Origin of the sequence: Aeromonas eucrenophila, assembly GCF_000819865.1 — a bacterium.
GTDB lineage: Bacteria > Pseudomonadota > Gammaproteobacteria > Enterobacterales > Aeromonadaceae > Aeromonas > Aeromonas eucrenophila.
The window spans coordinates 335,065-354,563 of sequence record NZ_CDDF01000017.1 but is presented as its reverse complement, the minus strand read 5'-3'; the positions used below and the strand labels follow the sequence as shown (position 1 = coordinate 354,563).

The 19,499-nt window shown below is 61.6% G+C and carries 13 protein-coding genes; 10 read left to right on the top strand and 3 right to left on the bottom strand.

Annotated features, from left to right (window positions below; all coding sequences use genetic code 11):
* The coding region (locus BN1124_RS18690) for a type I secretion C-terminal target domain-containing protein (protein ID WP_042644371.1) at window positions 1-4,950 on the top strand (4,950 nt) is incomplete at its 5' end.
* A gap of 215 nt (window positions 4,951-5,165) precedes the next feature.
* Here the strand turns inward: BN1124_RS18690 and mdtH are convergent.
* A complete protein-coding gene (gene mdtH / locus BN1124_RS18685) occupies window positions 5,166-6,359 on the bottom strand; it encodes a multidrug efflux MFS transporter MdtH (protein WP_042644369.1) in 1,194 nt (397 codons plus the stop codon).
* A gap of 209 nt (window positions 6,360-6,568) precedes the next feature.
* On the opposite strand from mdtH, the gene BN1124_RS18680 reads away from it, so the two are divergent.
* The gene (locus BN1124_RS18680; protein ID WP_042644367.1) at window positions 6,569-7,462 is read left to right on the top strand and encodes a LysR family transcriptional regulator; all 894 of its coding nucleotides are present in this window, start codon (window positions 6,569-6,571) and stop codon (window positions 7,460-7,462) included.
* A 66-nt stretch (window positions 7,463-7,528) separates the two neighbouring features.
* Here BN1124_RS18680 and BN1124_RS18675 read toward each other — a convergent pair whose 3' ends face one another.
* The gene (locus tag BN1124_RS18675) at window positions 7,529-9,301 is read right to left on the bottom strand and encodes a M4 family metallopeptidase (protein ID WP_042644365.1); all 1,773 of its coding nucleotides are present in this window, start codon (window positions 9,299-9,301) and stop codon (window positions 7,529-7,531) included.
* 348 nt (window positions 9,302-9,649) lie between these two features.
* Here BN1124_RS18675 and BN1124_RS18670 point away from each other — a divergent pair, with 348 nt between their 5' ends.
* From BN1124_RS18670 to putP, 8 genes are all read left to right on the top strand, one after another.
* A complete protein-coding gene (locus tag BN1124_RS18670) occupies window positions 9,650-10,204 on the top strand; it encodes a GNAT family N-acetyltransferase (protein ID WP_042644363.1) in 555 nt (184 codons plus the stop codon).
* Complete coding sequence (locus BN1124_RS18665) at window positions 10,204-10,761, top strand: GNAT family N-acetyltransferase (protein WP_042644361.1); 558 nt, start codon at window positions 10,204-10,206, stop codon at window positions 10,759-10,761. Before BN1124_RS18670 ends, BN1124_RS18665 begins: the two co-directional genes overlap by 1 nt.
* 172 nt (window positions 10,762-10,933) lie before the next feature.
* Window positions 10,934-12,040: a 1-acyl-sn-glycerol-3-phosphate acyltransferase gene (locus tag BN1124_RS18660; protein ID WP_033131425.1), complete on the top strand. Its 1,107-nt coding sequence runs from the start codon at window positions 10,934-10,936 to the stop codon at window positions 12,038-12,040.
* Between the two features lie 301 nt (window positions 12,041-12,341).
* Entirely contained in the window at window positions 12,342-12,806 is a 465-nt protein-coding gene (locus tag BN1124_RS18655; protein ID WP_042644359.1) for a NanQ anomerase/TabA/YiaL family protein, read from the top strand.
* Window positions 12,807-13,045: 239 nt separating this feature from the next.
* Window positions 13,046-14,245: an acetate kinase gene (locus BN1124_RS18650; RefSeq protein ID WP_042644358.1), complete on the top strand. Its 1,200-nt coding sequence runs from the start codon at window positions 13,046-13,048 to the stop codon at window positions 14,243-14,245.
* Window positions 14,246-14,376: 131 nt separating this feature from the next.
* Window positions 14,377-15,633 (top strand): mechanosensitive ion channel family protein, encoded by a 1,257-nt coding sequence (locus tag BN1124_RS18645; protein ID WP_042644357.1) that lies wholly within the window; start codon window positions 14,377-14,379, stop codon window positions 15,631-15,633.
* A 172-nt stretch (window positions 15,634-15,805) separates the two neighbouring features.
* Window positions 15,806-16,729 carry a L,D-transpeptidase family protein gene (locus tag BN1124_RS18640; protein WP_042644356.1) on the top strand — a complete coding sequence of 308 codons (924 nt, stop codon included), beginning with the start codon at window positions 15,806-15,808 and terminating at the stop codon, window positions 16,727-16,729.
* A 274-nt stretch (window positions 16,730-17,003) separates the two neighbouring features.
* Window positions 17,004-18,521, top strand: a complete 1,518-nt coding sequence (putP, locus tag BN1124_RS18635; RefSeq protein ID WP_042644355.1) for a sodium/proline symporter PutP — start codon at window positions 17,004-17,006, stop codon at window positions 18,519-18,521.
* 114 nt (window positions 18,522-18,635) lie between these two features.
* On the opposite strand, the gene BN1124_RS18630 is transcribed toward putP, so the two are convergent.
* Window positions 18,636-19,457 carry an alpha/beta fold hydrolase gene (locus tag BN1124_RS18630; protein WP_042644354.1) on the bottom strand — a complete coding sequence of 274 codons (822 nt, stop codon included), beginning with the start codon at window positions 19,455-19,457 and terminating at the stop codon, window positions 18,636-18,638.
* Between the last annotated feature and the right edge of the window lie 42 nt (window positions 19,458-19,499).

Here is a 19,499-nt window from a genome sequence, read left to right as displayed (position 1 = left end):
AACGCCAACGGGGCGGATGCCCAGAAACTGGCGGCGGGCCAGACTGCCGGGGTGGTGTTTACCTACACCGCGACCGACGGCACAGTGAGCCAGACCAGCACGCTGACCATCACCATCACCGGCGCCAACGATGCACCGACACTGAGCATCGACAAGGGGGCCGTGGTATCCGAAGAAGGCCTTGCCGGCGGTATTGTTGATACGGCAGGCAGCAGCGACACCACGGACAGCGTGGCTGCCAGCGGCAAGATCACGGTCGGCGACCTGGATAGCCAGGATAGCCTGACCATCAGCCTGAGTGGGCCGACCGGTCTGACTTCCGGCGGTACTGCCGTGCAGTGGAGCTGGAATGCTGCCACCAAGGTGTTGACCGGCTATACCGGTACGGCGGGCGGTGCGGACTACAAGGCTGTCATCGACGTCAAGCTGACAGCGCCGACAGGCGGCAGCAAGGGGGACTGGAGCTACGACATGACCCTCAAGGCACCGCTTGACCATCCGGTCAAGGGGAGTGAGGACGTACTCAACTTCCAGATCGGTGTGACCGTGTCGGATGGCAAGACCACCACCACTGGCAGCCTGCCCATCTCGGTCGAGGATGATTCCCCGATCGCGGGGGATGCGGCGGCCGTGTCCGTCACCAAGACGGATATTCCGGCTGCTCTGACCGGCCTGTTCGATCTGACCCAATACAGCGGCAACAAGCTGTCCCTCGGCATGGCAGGTTTCACCATCACGGCCCTGGGCTTCACGTCTGCGACCAATTCGACACTGATCGCGGCGAATGTGAACGGCTCCAGCTCCGGGTTGGGGGTGTCCAGTGTGGCAGCCCCTTACCACAACATCGCCAACGAGATCGATTTCCGTCACTTCGCCAACGGCACCTCGGCCTCCGAGCAGCTGATCATCAAGCTGGATGCGGGCAAGGTCGCCTATGGCGCCAACATCAAGTTCAGTCAGATGTTTGGTGGTGAGCTGGAGAGCGGTGTGGTCGAGTTCTATCGCGGTGGCGTGCTGATCGGTACCCAGACCTTCAGCTCAAACGCTGCGGGCGGTGACTATGCCGGCAACTTCCAGGTGCAGCAGGGCGGCTTCGACACCATGGTGATCAAGGCCACCAACAACGGTAACACCAACACTTCCGACAACAGCGACTTCACCGTGAAGAGCATTGAGTTCCTCGGTACCAGCACGGCGCAGGCCATCGCCTACGGTTCGGGCACCGTCACCCCGCAGTGGGGTGCGGATGGCAAGGGCTATATGCAGCTCATCGGTTCGTCCGAGACAGGGCTGACCACAGCCAGCGGTAAGCTGATCACCACCACTCTGGAGTCGGCCAATACCCTGGTCGGCAAGGCCAGCGATGGCTCTCTGGTGTTCCGTCTGGAGTTCACTCCGGCCACCGGCAAGTGGGAATTCTTCCAGTATCAGAACATGTCCAAGCCGCTGGGCGACGGGGACATCGACTTCCAGATCAAGGTGGTGGATGGGGACGGCGACTCCAGTCTGGGATCCTTCGCTACCAAGCCGCTGTTCACCCCCACAGTGGAGGGTGTCTCCAGCGGGAGTGTGACTGAAGGCGGCAGCCTGAGCCACGGTGTGACCCTGTCCGACGCGACTCAGGAGGCGACCGAGTACGACTTCGCCATCAGGGGCAGCGGCACCAATCCGGCCTCCAGCCTGGATTGGGGCACCGCCCAGTTCAGCAATGGGGTGACCTATAACAGCACGACTGGCAAGATCACAGTGCCGGCCGGGGTATCCGGCTTCACCGTGACCATTCCGACCCTGGACGATCGTCTGGTCGAGGCGAACGAGACCCTGTCGGTGACCATAGGTGGTCAGACCGGCACCGGTACCATAGTGGACAACGACCGTGCACCGACAGCGACGGGTGGCTACAGCACAGGGCTGGAAGATCAGCCGCAGGTGCTGAAGTGGGCCCAGTTCGGTGCTAGTGACGATCAGGCGGCAACCGATCTGAGCGTGCAGATCGGCACCTTGCCCCTCAACGGCAAGCTGGAGTACCTCAACGCGGCCGGTCAGTGGGTCGCCGTCAAAGTGGGGGATCTTATCTCCTACGGTGACATAGATACTGGTCATCTGCGCTTCGTACCCGGTCTGAACGAGTCGAGCACCAATGCCAGCAATGGCAACGGTGCCGTCACCGGCAATATGAAGGGTGACTACGCCAGCTTCGGCTACCAGATCAGCGACGGCGCCAACCTCAGCAACAGCGGCAAGCTGGTGCTCGATGTGGCAGCGGTGGCTGACAAGCCGACGGTCAACGTGATCCTGTCCGGCAACGGCATACCACTCTACAGCCAGAGCTTCCCGAGTGCAGGCATCACCACCAGCCAGTTCCAGTCCGGCAACTTCAACAAGACGGCCTTCGGGATCACCAGCAATCTGACGGACACTACAGCCGGCCAGGATGCAATCACCGGCACCAGCGGCAACGACTACATAGTGAGCCAGAAGGGCGGCGGCGATAACTTTGTCGGCGGTCTGGGCAATGACGTACTGGTAGGTAGCAACTCCACCCAGGGGGATTCCCTCTACGGCGGTGACGGCAACGACATCCTGGTGTCAGGCCTCGGCAATGACGGTCTCTACGGTGGCGCAGGCACAGACGTTGCCGTGCTGACCGGCAACCGTGCCGACTACGTGATCCAGAAGGGCAGCGGTTATTCGACCAATGATCGCTGGTTCAACTTCTATGTGACGGAGAACGGCGCGGCCACGACCAAGGCGCTGCATGACATCGAGTATGTCCAGTTCGCTGACGGCATCTACCAGATCAATCAGGATACGGGCGGTCTGACCCTGGTACAGCCGACCGTAGTCGATTATCCGGTGGAACTGAACGCCTCCCTGAGCGATAGAGATGGCAGCGAGCAGTTCGACAGCCTGGTGCTGAGCGGCATGCCACAGGGCACGCTGCTCTATAACGGCAGCCAACTGCTGGGCACCGCCGGAGCCGACGGCAAGATCACCCTCACCTCCGGCAGCGGTCTGTGGATCGCGAGCGCGCTGGATGTGAAGCTGACCGGGCTGACCCTACGCGTACCGGGCGGCAGCGCCGGCCAGGTGGACCTCAAGGTCGAGGCCATCGCCAAGGAAGTGGGGACCGATCAGACCAGCTCCGCCACCGACGATGACAGCATCCGCCTGAGTTACTTCAATGCCACCGAAGGGGAGCCGGGCGACCAGAACCGGACCTACGGCAGCGAGCACAACATAGTGGTAGGGGATCTGGATGGCAGCGTGGTGTTGCCGGGTCAGAACTACAACATTGCCTTCATGGTCGACAGCTCCGGCAGTATCGGCACCAGCGCCATGGACACCATCAAGCTCCAGCTGGCCCAGGTGTTTACCACCCTCAAGGCCAGCGCGGGTACTGAGGGGGCCGGCAAGGTTAATATCTTCCTGGTGGACTTTGATACTCAGGCCAACAAGTCGATCACTGTGGATCTGAAGGATCCTAATGCCTTGAGCAACTTGCAGGCGATCATCAATGGTATGGACGGTAGTTATTGGAACGGTGGTGCGACGAACTATGAGGATGCCCTCAAGACGACCTCCAACTGGTTCAACAGCGACACCGCCAAGAACAACACCAATGCGAAGAACCTGGCCTACTTCATCACCGATGGGGCCCCAAACACCTATTACGACTATGAAGACACCAACCCTATCGTGAATACGAAGACCAACGAGCGCCTCGATTCGTTCGTCAACGTCAACAACTACGTCAAGGGAGAAGCCTTCTACGCCAACATAGGTGGTTCCAGCAGGGTGCTGATCGATGCCAGCGGTAATGTTCAGAAATGGTCACAGAACAGTAATAACAACAAGTGGAGCTCGACTTCCATCGGAACCTTGAAGGCACAAGGGGATGGCACCTTCGAGATCTCTACTGCCTATGACAGCAATTACTGGGCGCTGCAAAATGCACTGGCCGTGTTGCCGCTGCTGGCCATCAACAATGTTACCCTGCAGGCCATCGGTATTGGCAGCAACGTCTCTGTCGATACCCTGAAACAGTTCGATAGCGACCAGATAGTGCAGTCCAACGTGTCTGCCAACGATCTGGCCAATGCCATCCTGGGCACCTCGGTCAACAACCTGCCGGGGGCAGACCGGATCGACGGTGGGGCGGGCGATGACATCCTGTTCGGCGATGCGCTGCACTTTGCCGGTATTGCCGGAGAAGGCTACGCGGCGGTCAAGAGCTATGTGGCGGCTCAGCTGAGTCGCGACGTGCTGGATGCCGACGTGCATCGCTATATCCAGGAGCACGCCGCCGATTTCGATCAATCTGCCAATAACGACAAGGCGGATGTGCTGCTCGGCGGGGAGGGCAATGACATCCTGTTTGGTCAGGGGGGAGACGACTTCCTGTACGGCGGTGCCGGCAACGACATCCTGTTTGGTGGCAGCGGCAACGACTCCCTGTTCGGTGAGGCCGGCAATGACACCCTCTATGGTGGCACCGGCAACGACACTCTCTCCGGCGGTGCCGGCAACGACACCCTGAGTGGCGGGCTGGGCAACGACATCCTGACCGGTGGTCTTGGCAACGACATCCTGAAGGGGGATGGCGGCGCCGATACCTTCGTCTGGCAGAAGGGTGATACGGTCGCTGGCACGCTCAGCAAGGACTATGTGGTCGACTTCTCCAAGGCCGAGGGGGACAAGCTGGATCTGAAGGATCTGCTGGACAGCGATGGCAGCAAGACGGAGAGCTCGTTGAAGAGCCTGCTCTCGGTCTTCCAGGATAACGAAGGGGTGCACCTGCAGGTCAAGGAGAGCAGCACGGCGCCGGTGACTCAGGAGATAGTGCTGATGAACCACACCTTCGATACCCTGACCGGCGGCGCGGGTTCCACGGCCAACCAGGTCATCGACTTCATGTTGCAGAACAACATGCTGAGTATCGATAAATAACCTGACGCCAGGTTGAGCAAAAAGCGGCAGAGCATTCTGCCGCTTTTTTTATGGGCGTCTGGCGCCGATATCGCCGTGGGGGCTTGCTGCGCCGGGGGATGAGAATGGGTGGATTCAGTGGTGGTCGCTGGAAAGGGCCATAAAAAAACAGGGCGCCGGATCCGGGGATCGGGCGCCCTGTTGGGGAGTGTTCAGCAGATCGGGGTTATCCCGGATCAGGCATTGACGTGGGACAGACGCGAATCACGCTGGAAGCAGTTCACCAGCAGCAACAGGGTGACGACCCCGACGGTGCCCAGCACCAGCCAGGGCAGCCAGGGTTGTCCCTGGGCATTGGCGTAGTCGTGCAGAGCGCCGCCGCCGACATAACCCGTCATGCCGCCCAGCGCCAGCCCCAGTCGGCTGAACCCCATGTAACTGCCACGGGCACCCGGTTGCGCCAGCTTGGTCATCAGCGTCTCCCGCGCAGGCTCGGCGATGACGATGCCGAGATAGAAACAGGCCAGCAGCATGAAGACGGCGGGCAGGGTGGTGGCAAAGGCCACCAGTCCGATACCGGCGGTCATCAGCATCACCCCCGCCATCAGCCGGCTCTCCAGCTTGAAGTGGCGCTCGCCGTAGCGGGCCAGCGGGTAGAGCAGGGCCAGCGAGATGGCCGTCTCCAGGGTATACATCCAGCCCACCGCCGTGGTGCTACCCGCCATCTGTTTGACCAGGATGGGGAAGATCAGCATCACCTGTACCCAGAGTGCGTAGTAGCCGCTCAGGATCAGCACCAGACGGCAGAACGCCTTGTCTGCCAGCACCTGCCCGAGGCCAGCCCGGATCGGGGTCGGCCGTACGGAGAGCTTGTAGGGGGGCAGGATCAGCAGGTTGCACAGGGCGGCGCAGACGAACAGGCCGGCCCCCAGCAGGCAGACATATTCGAAATCGAAGTTCAGCAGCCAGCTGCCGAGCAGGGCGCCCACTACGGCACCGGCGCTCTCCAGCATCATCAGCAGGGAGATGTAGCGGCCACGCTCACGGGGGCGAGTGAACTTGATCACCAGGGCGGCGCGGGGAGGGTCGAACAGGCAGCCGCCGAGCCCCGAGATGATGCAGGAGAGGATGAGCTCAAGCCCGGTCTGGGCATAGGCCAGGCTGGCGAAGCCCAATGCCCGCAGCAACATGCCGCAGACGATGAGCGGACGGGCGCCGAACTTATCGGCGAGTGAGCCACCGAAGACCCCCAGTCCCTGCTGGGTCAGTTGGCGCAAGCCCAGCGCCAGTCCGACCACCCCGGCGGCCCAGCCGAGTTGATCCACGAATCGCAGGCTTATCATGGGCATGACCACGAAAAATCCCAGGATCACCAAGAGGGAATCCAATGCCAAGAACCACCGCCCCAACCGCCTCGCCCGCTCCACCATGACCCTCAAACCCCTGCTTATATAGATGACTTTATCTGTTGTGTATTCATTGCCCGAATGACGGCGTCACCAAACAGAGCCAAGGACGGAGATAAGTCCCTGACTCGGTGGCGCTATGCCAATCTCATGACAATTGATACTGCTATTCTGGGAGGGGGCCAGATATAGTGGTAGCCGACAACTGGCTATATTTCATATTGGATTCCGTTATGGCTATGACCCTCGATGATCTGCAATTGCTGCTGGATGTGGCCAACCGTGGCAGCTTCAGCAAGGTGGCCGCCATTCGCGGTTGGTCCCAACCCATGGTCAGCCAGCGGATCGCCGTGCTGGAGCAGGAGCTGGGGCAAGCCCTGTTCCGCCGTCATCGCCGTGGCGCCACGCCCACCCCGGCTTGCGAGCAGTTTCTGCCCGCCGCCAGTGCGGCACTGAGTGCGCTGGAGGGGGGGAGGCTGGCGATGCAGGGTGCCCCGGCTTTGCCACGGATCCGGCTCGCCTGCCTGCCCTCCCTGACCACGGTCGTCTTCGGGCCGCTGCTGCTGGCTCTGGTGGACGAGGCGTTCGAGATCCGCTGCAACACGGATCACTCCGGCATCATCATGCAGGAGCTGCTGACCGGGGAGACCGACGTCGGCTTCATCTTGAAATGTCCCGCCATCGCGGGGATTCAGCTCGAGCTGCTCTACCGTTCCCCCATCATTGCGGTGGCCAGTGCCGCCCACCCGCTGGCGGGCAGACAAGGATTGACTCTGCAAGACATCGCCAACGAGCGGCTGGCCCCCCAGCAGTGGGGCACCGGCTGTGACGAGCTGATCCTGCAACTGCGATTGCTGCGCCAGGTGGCGAGCCCGCTGCACGCCATCCAGCCCGCCAGTGCGGCGCGGGAGTTGGCGCTGGAGCACGGCTTCATCACCCTGATGCCGGCGCTCGCCATCAGTCGGGATCTGGAATTTGGTCGGCTGGTGCAACTGGACGTAGTGGACTTGCCACCGGATCACTGGGACGTGATGATGGCCTGGCGCAGCGGCAAGCGGCCAAATCGCGAGAAGGAGCGGGTGCTGGAGGCGGCCAGGACCCTGGCCAAGCGCTGGGCGGGCCGCTGATCTTTGCAGGTATGAAAAAGCGCCGAACAAGTCCGGCGCTTGAGGTTATCTCCGCTCAAGACCTCATCAATAGTTGGCTTTGAGGGTCAGTCCCGAGAAGGCGCTGAAGGCGCTGAGCTGGACGTGCCAGGTGCCCGCCTTGGGGGAGTTGAGGGTGCAGGTCTCGGCATTGCCGCTCTTGTAGGGACGGCAGTCATAGCTGGTGCCGGTCGGCACTGCGCCGAACTTCACGTAGAGATCCGCATCCCCGCTGCCGCCACTGCTGGCAATTACCAGCTTGCTCTTGCCGGCGGGCACGTCGATGGTGAAGTTCAGCTTGCCACCCTTGGCGGCGGAGAGCCCGGTCACAGGTACGCCGTTTTGCAGCACGTTGCCGGGTTGAGGGGGTGTGCCGCCGCAGGAGGCGTTGACGCCGACCGCGCTGAAGGCCGCGGCCACATCGGTCAGGCTGTAACCGAGATCCGTGGTCGCCTTGGTCACGCCGCAGGCGCCCTGATCGTAAGTGGTGTTGGCACCCCAGTAGAGGCGGTTGGCCAGCACGAACACCTCGAACGCCTTGCGGGTGTTCCAGCCGCTGGTGTTGGCCAGCAGGTAGAAGGCACGGTTGTAGACCCCGGAGCTGTGGTGCACGTCGATGCCGTCATAGTAATCGCTGGCATGACCGATGGATTTGCCATCCCGGGTCGGATCCTCGAAGTAGCGCAGCGAGCCGTTGCCCTTGAAGATCTGGGCCCCCACCAGCCAGTCGTTGCTGCCCTTCATGTAATTCTCGGCCGCTTCCCCCGCCATGTCGGAGAAGGCCTCGTTGATGCCGCCGGACTGGCCTGAGTAGACCAGTCCCGAGTTCTGCTCGGTGAAGCCGTGACTCACCTCGTGGGCGGCCACGTCCAGGCTTACCAGCGGATAGAAGGTGGTGGCACCGTCACCGAAGGTCATCTGGCTACCGTCCCAGAAGGCGTTCTCGTAGTTGCTGCCGTAGTGCACCCGCATCTTGAGCTTGAAGCTCAGCGGCGCCGTGTTGTACCAGTTGCGGTACATGTCGAACACCACGTTGCCAAAGAAGTGGGCGTCGTTGAGGGGCGAGTAGGCGCCGTTGATCTCCTTGACCGTGTTCTCCGGGCAGGTGAACTGGTGCACGGCCCCGCCCGAGGTGGCGTGGTTGAGGTTGATGGTGTCCACGTTGGTGCTGATCATGCGGCAGTTGTCATCCACCTGCAGTGGGCCGAAGTCCGCGCCGTAGAAGTACTTGCCGGTCTTGAGGTTGCCGCCAGGGCCGGTGGCATCCTGGTGGTTGATCCCCTCCCAGCGCTTGATCTCGGCACCGCTCTGGGCATCGACCATCACGAAGGGACGGCTCGGCTGATCGCTTGCCGCGAGCCAGGAGACCAGGTAGACCAGACGGGCCTGACCGGCGTCGTCCTGCACCACGAACAGCTTGACCTGCTCGTTGCTGCCTTTGGCACCGGCGCGTGCCTTGAGAGCGGCATCGGCAGGGGAGAGCGCTGCCGTAGGGCTGGCGACGTCGGCGCCGATCTGGCGCAGCACCCGGCCGGACACCTGATTCACCTGACCCGCGGGAGATTGCTCAGCCACCACCACCTGACCCCAGACCGGGATCCCTTGCCAGGTCTGCTCATAGCGCACCCGCTGCTGGCCGTTGGGCAGCTTGACGACCCGTACCTGGCGAAACTCGCCATCCCCGGCCAGGGTGCTGATACCGGCGCTCGGCGCGCCCAAAAGACCCGCAAGCCCTCCTGCCTGATTTACTTCCACCTGTTCTGCCGCCATGGCGGCGCTTCCCCAGCAGGCCAGTACCACGGCCAAATACACTTTGTTCATCTCGTCTTTCCTTAAGTCGATGAAGATCAGGATCCGGGTTCGTTGCCCGGCGTTCCTACACTAGTGATCGGGAAAGAAATTGCTGCCTGTTATATGTGACAGGGCAGCATAAGGATGTAGCAGGTTCGACTGTTACCATTCTTAATCACTGCCTTGAATGTGTTTTTTGGTGCTTTATGCCAGAGCGAGACGAGAATGAGTAAATGCTCAAAATGATTCCCAAATGGGTTCCTCCATATGGGGGTTGCCAGCGGGACTTGGATACAAAAATGCCTTGGCAGACAAGGGGTTGATTGACTACATTGGCTCTCATGATGGCCCATGCCGAGCAAATGAGGAGAAGGACGCATGTTTTCATGGCAACTGGATGACGAGCTGGCGCTGTTGTTCCTGCAGCCCGACATGGCCAGCGAACTCTTTGGCCTGTGCCAGCGCAATCGCGACTATCTCGCCCAGTGGCTGCCCTGGGTGCCCTACATCCAGCAGCCGTCAGACAGCGCCACCTTCATCCGCCATGCCATCGAGAAGTTCTCCCGGGGCGAGGGCCTGACCACCGCCATCGAGTATCAGGGAGAGGTGGTGGGAGTCATCGGCTACAACCAGATCGACCAGGGGCTTGGCAAGGTCAGCATCGGCTACTGGCTGGCGGAACGCTGGCAGGGCAACGGCATCATCACCCGGGCCTGTCAGGCACTGATCCACCATGCCTTCGAGGAGATGGGCATGGAGAAGGTGGAGATCAGCGCGGCGCTGGAGAACGACGGCAGCCGGGCGGTGTGCGAGCGGCTCGGCATGCAGCAGGAGGGGATAACCCGGCGGGCGGAGCGACTGGCGGACAGGGTGGTGGATCACGTCCACTACGGTCTGCTGCGGGATGAATGGCTGCGGCTGAGGGATCTCTGATGGTACTGCCCCATATCACTACGGCCCGCACCCGGCTGACCGTATTGCCACCGGACAGGGCTGGTCTGATGCTGGATTTCTACCTGCGCAACCGGGATCACCTCCTCCCCTGGGAGCCGAGGCGCGACGAGAGCTTCTATACCCTGAACCATTGGCACGATCGCCTGCGCGACGGCTACAGCCAGTTTTTCGACGGCAGCGCCGTGCAACTGGTGGCGCTCGATCCACAGGGTGAACGGGTGCTCGCCACCTGCAACTTCACCCACATCATGATGGGCATGTTCAAGGCGTGTCATTTGGGTTATGCGGTCGACAAGGCACACCAGGGGCAGGGGCTGATGCAAGAGGTGGTGGCTGCAGGTATCGACTATCTGTTTCTCGAACGTGGCCTGCACCGCATCATGGCGAGTTATATGCCGGCGAATCACCGCAGTGGTGCCCTGCTGGAGCGGCTCGGCTTCGAGCGGGAGGGCCGGGCCCGGGATTATCTGATGATCAACGGTCGCTGGGAGGATCACATCCTCACCGCGCTCATCAATCCTGCCGTTCAGGATTGAGCGGTGGGCTCATCTGGTCATACCAGGTGTGATTGGGGCGGCTTTTTCGCGATAAGATTGCACTATAGGTGCGCATCTCATACCCCTGATCCCAAAAGCGTGTAAAATTGCGCCCTGAATTTTCCCGGCCAGCAGCAGCTGGCCGCGACCCCATACTTGCAAGGCTGACATTGTGACAGAAGTAGATAGATTCGCGGACATTCGCCCCTATCGCGATGACGAAGTGCCGGCAGCCATCGAACGGCTGATCCAGGATGATGAGTTTATCGGCGCTATCGCCAAATACCGTTTCGGCTCCCTGATGAGCTGGCTGGGCTGGGCCATTCGCCCGCTGATCCGCCAGTTCCTGCGTCACAAGTGGTCCAAGGTTACCACGGTGCGCCAGGTGCAGCTGGGGGTGACCCGCTACATGAGCCGGATGATCGCCACCTCCACCCAGGGCGTGACCTTCTCCGGTCTCGAGCATCTGAAAAAAGAGCAGGGCTATCTGTTCGTCTCCAATCACAGAGACATCGCCATGGATCCCGCCTTCGTCAACTGGGGGCTGCACACCCACGGTTTCGATACGGTGCGCATCGCCATCGGTGACAACCTGCTGCGCAAGCCGTGCGCCACCGAGCTGATGAAGCTCAACAAGAGCTTCATCGTCAAGCGCTCCGCCAAGGGGCCGCGAGAGATGATGAAGGTGCTCGGCGAGCTGTCGGCCTACATAGGCCAGTCGGTGCATGAAGGGCACTCGATCTGGATCGCCCAGAAGGAAGGGCGCGCCAAGAACGGCGACGACAAGACGGATCCGGCCATCCTCAAGATGTTCTATGTGGACGGCAAGAAACAGAAGATCCCGTTCGTCGACTACATGCGCAGCCTGAACATAGTGCCGGTCAGCATCAGCTACGAGGTGGATCCCACCGATAAGGCGAAGGCGCGGGAGCTGTACGAAAAATCCGTCAACGGCAGCTACGAGAAGGGCGAGTTCGAGGATATCGAGAGCATAGTCGCCGGCATCGTCGGCCAGAAGGGGCGGGTACACGTCTCCTTCGGCGCCCCCATCACCGAGGGTTTCAGCGATCCTGACGAACTCGCCGCCCTGATCGACAAGGCCATCTGGAGCAGCTATCGCCTCTTCCCCGGCAACTATCTGGCCGCGGATGTGCCTGGTAAGGCCAGCACCATAGAGCAGACCGCCTTCCTGACCCGCCAGTCAGAAGTGCCAGCAGAGCACAAGGCGATTTGGCGAAGCATGTATGCCAAGCCGGTTGAGAACGCCAACAAGGTTTGAATGAAACCGGTCAGATGAAAAAAACGGGAGCAGATGCTCCCGTTTTTGCGTCTGGTCAAAGTTGGTGGCAATAGGGTAGTGAATAATATTGTTTCAGCTGGTACGATCATCTGGTGAGTGAGCGGGTATCTCTTGGCAAGAAGCGGGCGACTGTGCAACAGTGACTCGGCGCCGACGAGATGACCTATGCTCTTCTTCAGTCTGCATGGATGGCAGACGGCGCTAGACAAGGACCTTTGACGGGTCCTTTTTCATTGGCAGACAAAGATAGACAGCGAATACACCTAAGGATGCGCATCTCATGATCACCGGCAGTCTGGACACCTTGCAACGCACCCCCTTGCCCGCGCCACTGGCCCGCATCATGGCAGAGGTGGTGAAGGATGTGGCCCACTGGCGCGACGCGCCGCTCGGCAAGACCGAGATTGATGGCCTCAAGCTGTTCTGTCTGGTGAGCGAAGAGCTGACCGAGCCTGCGGCGGATCGCCGTGGGGAGTTTCATGAGCAGTACCTGGATATCCAGCTGCTGCTGCGTGGTGAGGAGTGGATCGGGGTAGGCCCCCATGCTTACGTCAACGACGGCGCCGATCATCCCCATCCCGACCTCTGGTTCGTCGATGACGAACAGACCAGTTATCTGGCGTTGCAGCCCGGCGACTTCGCCATCTTCTGGCCGGGAGAACTGCATCGCCCTCTCTGTACCCTGACCACCCCCGCCAAAGTGAAGAAGTTGGTGGTCAAGGTCCACAAAGAGCTGCTGGCCTGACGCTAGCCAGCAGCGCGGGAGCCCGGACTTCCGCCCATGACAAGGCTGGCAGGATGCCAGGTGGCTTGTCCCGAATTGATGATTTGATTAGTGCGCAGGCGCCTTTGAGGCCGGCACCGACCGTATTGAAAAATTGGGCGCACTTTCCTGCGACCATAAGCCCCCGACAGGGGAATCCCATCCATGCTGGATGACACGACACTGTCGGCATAAAGCCGAAGCACAGGAAGATGTAGAACATGAGCAAGTTGGTATTGATCCTTAACTGCGGTAGCTCTTCCCTGAAATTTGCCGTGATGGACGCGCAAACCGGTGAGGACATGCTGTCCGGCCTGGCCGAATGCTTCAATCTGGACGATGCCCGTATCAAATGGAAACTTCATGGGGTCAAGGGTGAAGCCATGCTGGGGGCGGGTGCCGCTCACCAGGCCGCCCTCGACCACATAGTGGGTCAGATCCTGCCCCAGGATCCCACCCTGACGGAGCAGCTCGTGGCCATAGGTCACCGCATCGTGCACGGTGGCGAGCAGTTCTCCCGCTCGGTTCGCATCGATGATGGCGTGATCGCCGGCATCGAAGCCGCCATCCCGTTCGCGCCCCTGCACAACCCGGCTCACCTCATCGGCATCCGCGCCGCCTTGAAGGTGTTCCCAGCTCTGGCCGAGAAGAACGTCGCCGTGTTCGACACCGCCTTCCACCAGACCCTGCCGCAAGAGGCCTACCTCTACGCGCTGCCTTACAAGCTCTACGAAGAGCACGGCATCCGTCGCTACGGCGCCCACGGCACCTCTCACCGTTTCATCGCCGAAGAGGCCGCCAAGGCGCTCGGCAAGCCGCTCGAAGAGCTCAACATCATCAACTGCCACCTGGGCAACGGTGCCTCCATCTGCGCCATCAAGAACGGTGAATCCGTCGATACCTCCATGGGGCTGACCCCGCTGGAAGGGCTGGCGATGGGCACCCGCAGCGGCGACATCGATCCCGCCATCGTGTTCTTCATGCACGACAACCTGGGTTACAGCGTGGATCAGATCAACCACTGCCTCACCCGTGAGTCCGGCCTGCTGGGCATGACGGAGGCGAGCAGCGACTGCCGCTATGTCACCACCAACTATGGAACCGATGCCGGTGCCAAGCGCGCGCTCGACGTCTTCACCTACCGGGTGGCCAAGTACGTCGGTGCCTATGCCGCCGCCCTGGACGGTCGTCTCGACGCTTTGGTGTTCACCGGCGGTATCGGTGAAAACGCCGCCATGGTGCGCGAGATGGTGCTGGAGCGACTGGCCCTGTTTGGCTTCAAGGTCGACAAAGAGGCGAACAACGCCGCCGTACTGGGTGGCGAAGGCCCCATCACCACGGCCGACAGTCGCCTGGCGCTGGTGATGCCGACCAACGAAGAACTGGTCATCGCCCGCGATGCCCTGAGCCTGGTGGGTTAACACTCAGAGCTCTGATACAACGCCCGGCCCTGCCGGGCGTTGTCGTTTCTGATGCAGATTGCGGGGTCTGTCATTTGACATGACGGACCAGATACGTACCCTGACGGCAGTTTCACGTAGCGGAGGTAGGGATGAAAGAGAGCTTTTTTCACTGGCTGAACGGCATGGGGGTCGAGGTCAGCAGCCTGATGGCGCTGGTGATCGCCTTGGGCTTCATCGTCCTCACCTCGCTGGTGTTGCACCTGGTGCTGCACCGGGTGCTGCTGGTGCGCCTGGTGGGCTTGCTCGGCAAGACCGAGCAGATGTGGCTGCCGCCCCAGTTGCAACAGCGGCTGTTCTACCGGCTCGCCTTCGTGCTGCAGGGGGCCGTGTTGCTCGGTCAGGCCGAACTCTGGCTGCCGCGCAAGTCCGACAGCCTGCTGTTGATAGAGATGCTGGCCCAGCTCTGGATCCTGCTGTTCCTGTTGCTCGCCCTGTTTGCCCTGCTCGACTGCCTGCTCGCCCTGAGTCGTCACACCCGCTTGTGGCGGGACATGCCCCTGCGCGGCATCTTCCAGGGGGTGAAACTGGTGGGCAGCATCCTGGTCGGCATCCTGATGATCGCTCTGCTGCTCGGCAAGTCACCGCTGTTCCTGTTCAGCGGCCTGGGGGCCATGACGGCGGTGTTGATGTTGGTGTTCAAGGATCCCATCCTCGGCCTGGTGGCGGGGATCCAGCTCTCCGCCAACCGCATGCTGAGCGTCGGTGACTGGCTGCAGATGGACAAGTACGGCGCCGACGGCGAGGTGATCGACATCGGCCTCACCACGGTCAAGGTGTCGAACTGGGACAAGACCATCACCACCATCCCCACCTATGCGCTGATCTCCGACTCCTTCAAGAACTGGCAGGGCATGACCGAATCCGGTGGCCGCCGCATCAAGCGCAGCGTCAACATCGACATGACCAGCGTGCGCTTCCTGACCGCAGACGAACAGCTGACCCTCAAGCAGGCCCAACTGCTGGCTCCCTATCTGAGCCGCAAGCAGCAGGAGCTGAGCGCCTACAACCAGCAGCTCAGCGACGCGATCAGCTGCCCCATCAACGGCCGCCACCTCACCAACCTCGGCACCCTGCGCGCCTATCTGGACGCCTACTTGCGGGCCAATCCCAGCATTCGCAAGGACATGACGCTGATGGTGCGCCAGCTGGCGCCGACCAGCGAGGGGATACCGCTGGAGATCTACTGCTTCACCGCGACCACCGCCTGGGCCGACTACGAGGGCATCCAGGCCGATATTTTCGACCATATATTTGCCATTATCGGGCAATTTCATCTGCGGTTACATCAATCTCCAACCGGTTATGACATGCGCGCCTGGCAGAGGGAGACGGTCAGCAACGGCTAGGGTCGGCGGCTATAGGTCAGGGCTTAATATCCGTGCCCCTGTCGCCCCATTTGCCAGTTGAATTTTTACCCGCAGAGGAGAAAAATGGCCGCCTTCTCTTCGCCCGGGGATGGGATCCCCGTTCCCGGTCGGGTTCAGAGCCTTGAATCACCCCATTCATCACAGGAAAGTTATGAAGCTCCTCCACAACACTGCGGCTGCACTGTGCTGCAGTCTCATCCTGGCTGCCCCTGCGTTTGCCATCGAATATGCCCTGCCTGCGGCCAACAGCCGTCTGGTGGGTGAAAACCTGGAATACGTGGTACCGGCAGAAGAAGCCGGCCAGCCGTTGGAGGCCGCCGCCGCCAAGTTCCAGCTGGGATTGACCAACATGCTGGAGGCGAACCCCAAGGCGGATCCTCTGCTGCTGCAGGCCGGCGAGAAACTCATCGTGCCGCACCAGCTGATCCTGCCGGATGCCCCGCGCGAGGGCATTGTGCTGAACGTGGCCGAGATGCGCCTCTACTACTACCCGAAAGGCAAGAAGGTGGTGGAAGTGCTGCCCATCGGCATCGGCCAGCTCGGCACCGACACCCCGGAGAACTGGGTGACCAGCGTACAGCGCAAGAAGGCGGGCCCGACCTGGACCCCGACCGCCAAGATGCACGCCGAGTATGCCGCCCGTGGCGAGACCCTGCCCGCGGTCTGGCCGGCCGGCCCGGACAACCCCATGGGGCTGTTCGCGCTCTACATCGGCAAGATGTACGCCATCCACGGCACCAATGCCCAGTTCGGCATCGGCCTGCGGGTGAGTCATGGCTGTGTGCGACTGCGTAACGACGACATCGAGTATCTGTTCAAGCAGGTGCCGGTCGGTACCCGCATCCAGTTCGTGAACCAGCCGATCAAGGCCTCGGTCGAGCCGGATGGCAACCGCTACCTGGAAGTGCACCAGCCCCTGTCCCGCAGCCAGGAGGAGTTCAACTCCAGCCTGCCGGCCCCGCTGCCCATGTCGACTGCGGTGACCCGCTTCCTGGCCCATGCAGACAGCGACTCCCAGCTGGTCAAGCAGGCGCTGGAACAACGCAGCGGCATGCCGATCGCCATCAATCGCTGATCCCGGCCTTTTCTTATGTGACAGCCCCGGCCCCAGGCCGGGGCTTTTTTATGTCATCGGACCAGAGACGGTGGGATAAGTCGTTGCTGCAATGGCATAATATCCGGCTAATTCATCCCTGAGCAGTTACTTAATTAGTTAGCAAACGGTTTCAGTGTGTTTTTTATTTGTTAAAAACAGTTGAGCTTATGGGATCTGCTGATTACTCTAGGGCGGTTTTTTAAGGATGAACCCGTCGTCAGAACGGGTACACAGTCACATAACGGAGTTTTGAATGACAGCTAGCACCCCAATGCTCATCACCTTCCTGGTGTATATCCTGGGTATGGTCCTGATCGGCTTCGTCGCCTATCGCGCCACCCGCAACTTTGACGATTACATTCTCGGCGGCCGCCGCATGGGGAGCTGGGTTACCGCCCTCTCCGCCGGCGCCTCCGACATGAGTGGCTGGCTGCTGATGGGCCTGCCGGGCGCCGTCTTCATCGGCGGTATCTCCGAGAGCTGGATCGCCATCGGCCTCACCCTGGGGGCCTACTTCAACTGGCGCTGGGTCGCCGGTCGGCTGCGGGTTCACACCGAGAAGAACCGCAACGCCCTGACCCTGCCTGACTACTTCACCTATCGCTTCGAGGACAAGAGCCGGGTGCTGCGCATCCTCTCTGCCCTGGTGATCCTGCTGTTCTTCACCATCTACTGCGCCTCCGGCGTGGTGGCCGGTGCCCGTCTGTTCGAGAGCACCTTCGGCATGGACTACAACACCGCCCTCTGGGTCGGTGCCGCCGCGACCATCAGCTACACCTTCTTCGGCGGCTTCCTCGCGGTGAGCTGGACCGATACGGTGCAGGCCACCCTGATGATCTTCGCCCTGATCCTGACCCCGGTCTTCGTCATCATCGCCGTCGGCGGTATCGACACCGCCATGGTGCAGGTGGCGGCGCAGAACGCCAGCAACCTCGACATGTTCAAGAACCTGGACTTCATCGCCATCATCTCGCTGATGGCCTGGGGCCTGGGTTACTTCGGTCAGCCCCACATCCTGGCGCGCTTCATGGCGGCGGACTCCCACCACTCCATGGCCAGCGCCCGTCGCATCAGCATGACCTGGATGGTGCTCTGCCTCGGCGGCGCCGTGGCCATCGGCTTCTTCGGCCTGGCTTACTTCAGCACCTTCACCGAACAGGCGGCCGGCGTGACCGGCAACCCGGAGCGGGTCTTCATCGAGCTGTCCAAGATCCTGTTCAACCCCTGGATCGCCGGTGTGCTGCTCTCCGCCATCCTGGCGGCGGTGATGAGTACTCTGAGCTGTCAGCTGCTGGTCTGCTCCAGCGCCATCACCGAGGATCTCTACAAGCCCTTCCTGCGCAAGAACGCCTCCCAGAAAGAGCTAGTGTGGGTCGGTCGCGCCATGGTGTTGGTCATCTCCCTGATCGCCATCGCCGTGGCGGTGAACCCGGAGAACCGGGTGCTGGGGCTGGTGAGCTACGCCTGGGCCGGCTTCGGTGCCGCCTTCGGTCCCGTGGTGCTGCTCTCCGTGCTCTGGTCGCGCATGACCCGCAACGGCGCCCTGGCGGGCATGCTGGTCGGCGCCCTGACCGTCATCGTCTGGAAGCAGTTCGGCTGGCTGGGGCTCTATGAGATCATCCCGGGCTTCCTGTTCTCCGGACTGGCGATTGTGGTGTTCAGCCTGCTGGACAAGGCCCCCTCCAAGGCCATGCTGGAGCGCTTCGACGAAGCCGAGCGCGAGTTCCAGACCCCGCCCGATGCACTGGGCGAGCCGGTTGCCGTCAACTGAGTCGGCCACTGCCGATAATAAAAAAGCCCCGCGATGCGGGGCTTTTTTATGGCGCTCAGGCAGGCATAGTCTGCGGCGCGGCTGCGTGCAGAGCAGGCCTACAAGGGTCTCTGCCTACCCTTGCGCGGCGAGCCAACGCTGCAGATGCTGCACAAACAGCGCGGGCTGCTCGATGGGGTAGAGGTGACCGACATCCGCCACCTGCAGGCGCTGGCAGGCGGGGATGGCGTTGCTAAGTGCCTCGCACACTTGCACAAACAGCGCTCTGCTCTGTGCGCCCCGCACGATGCAGACAGGCAGCCCGAGCCCGGCCAGCCGCGCCGGTGACCAATCCGGCCGCTCGCTCTGGCTCAGCTGCTTGGGTAGGCTGGCGGCCTCCGCCAGCTGCGCCTGCTGCCACTTGAGGGATTGCGCGGCAAAGTAGCCTGGGCGGCCCCCCGAGCCATCGATCAGGGTCGCCACGGCTTCTTGCAACTGCCCGGCTTCCACCTGACCAAAGACGGGGCCGAACATGGCGCCAGCATCGGCCATAAAGGCGGCGAGACCCTGTTCATCCAGCGCCCCCGGGCAGCCCGGCTCCGCCAGATAGAGGCTCTGGACTCGTTCCGGTGCCTGCAAGGCGGCCGTCAGCGCCACATCCGCCCCATAAGACCAGCCGATCAGATGGACAGGCCCGCACGCCAGCTGTGCCAGCAGCGCCAGCAGATCGCCGGCATGGGTCTCAAGACTGAAGGGCCCCTCTTTACCCGCTTCGCCAAAGTGGCGCAGGGTGGGGGCATAGACGGTGTAGTGCTTTGAGAGCTGCTCGATATGTTTGAGCCAGAGGGTATGGTTGGCCAGCGCGCCGTGGATCAGTAGCAGCGGCTCGCCGGAACCGGCCTGCAGGCAGGGCATTGGGCTGCGATTGATGATAAAAGTGTGAGTCTGTGACTGCATATCAACGCTCCTCGGCGTGTCGTAGAAGTGGGAGAATATATA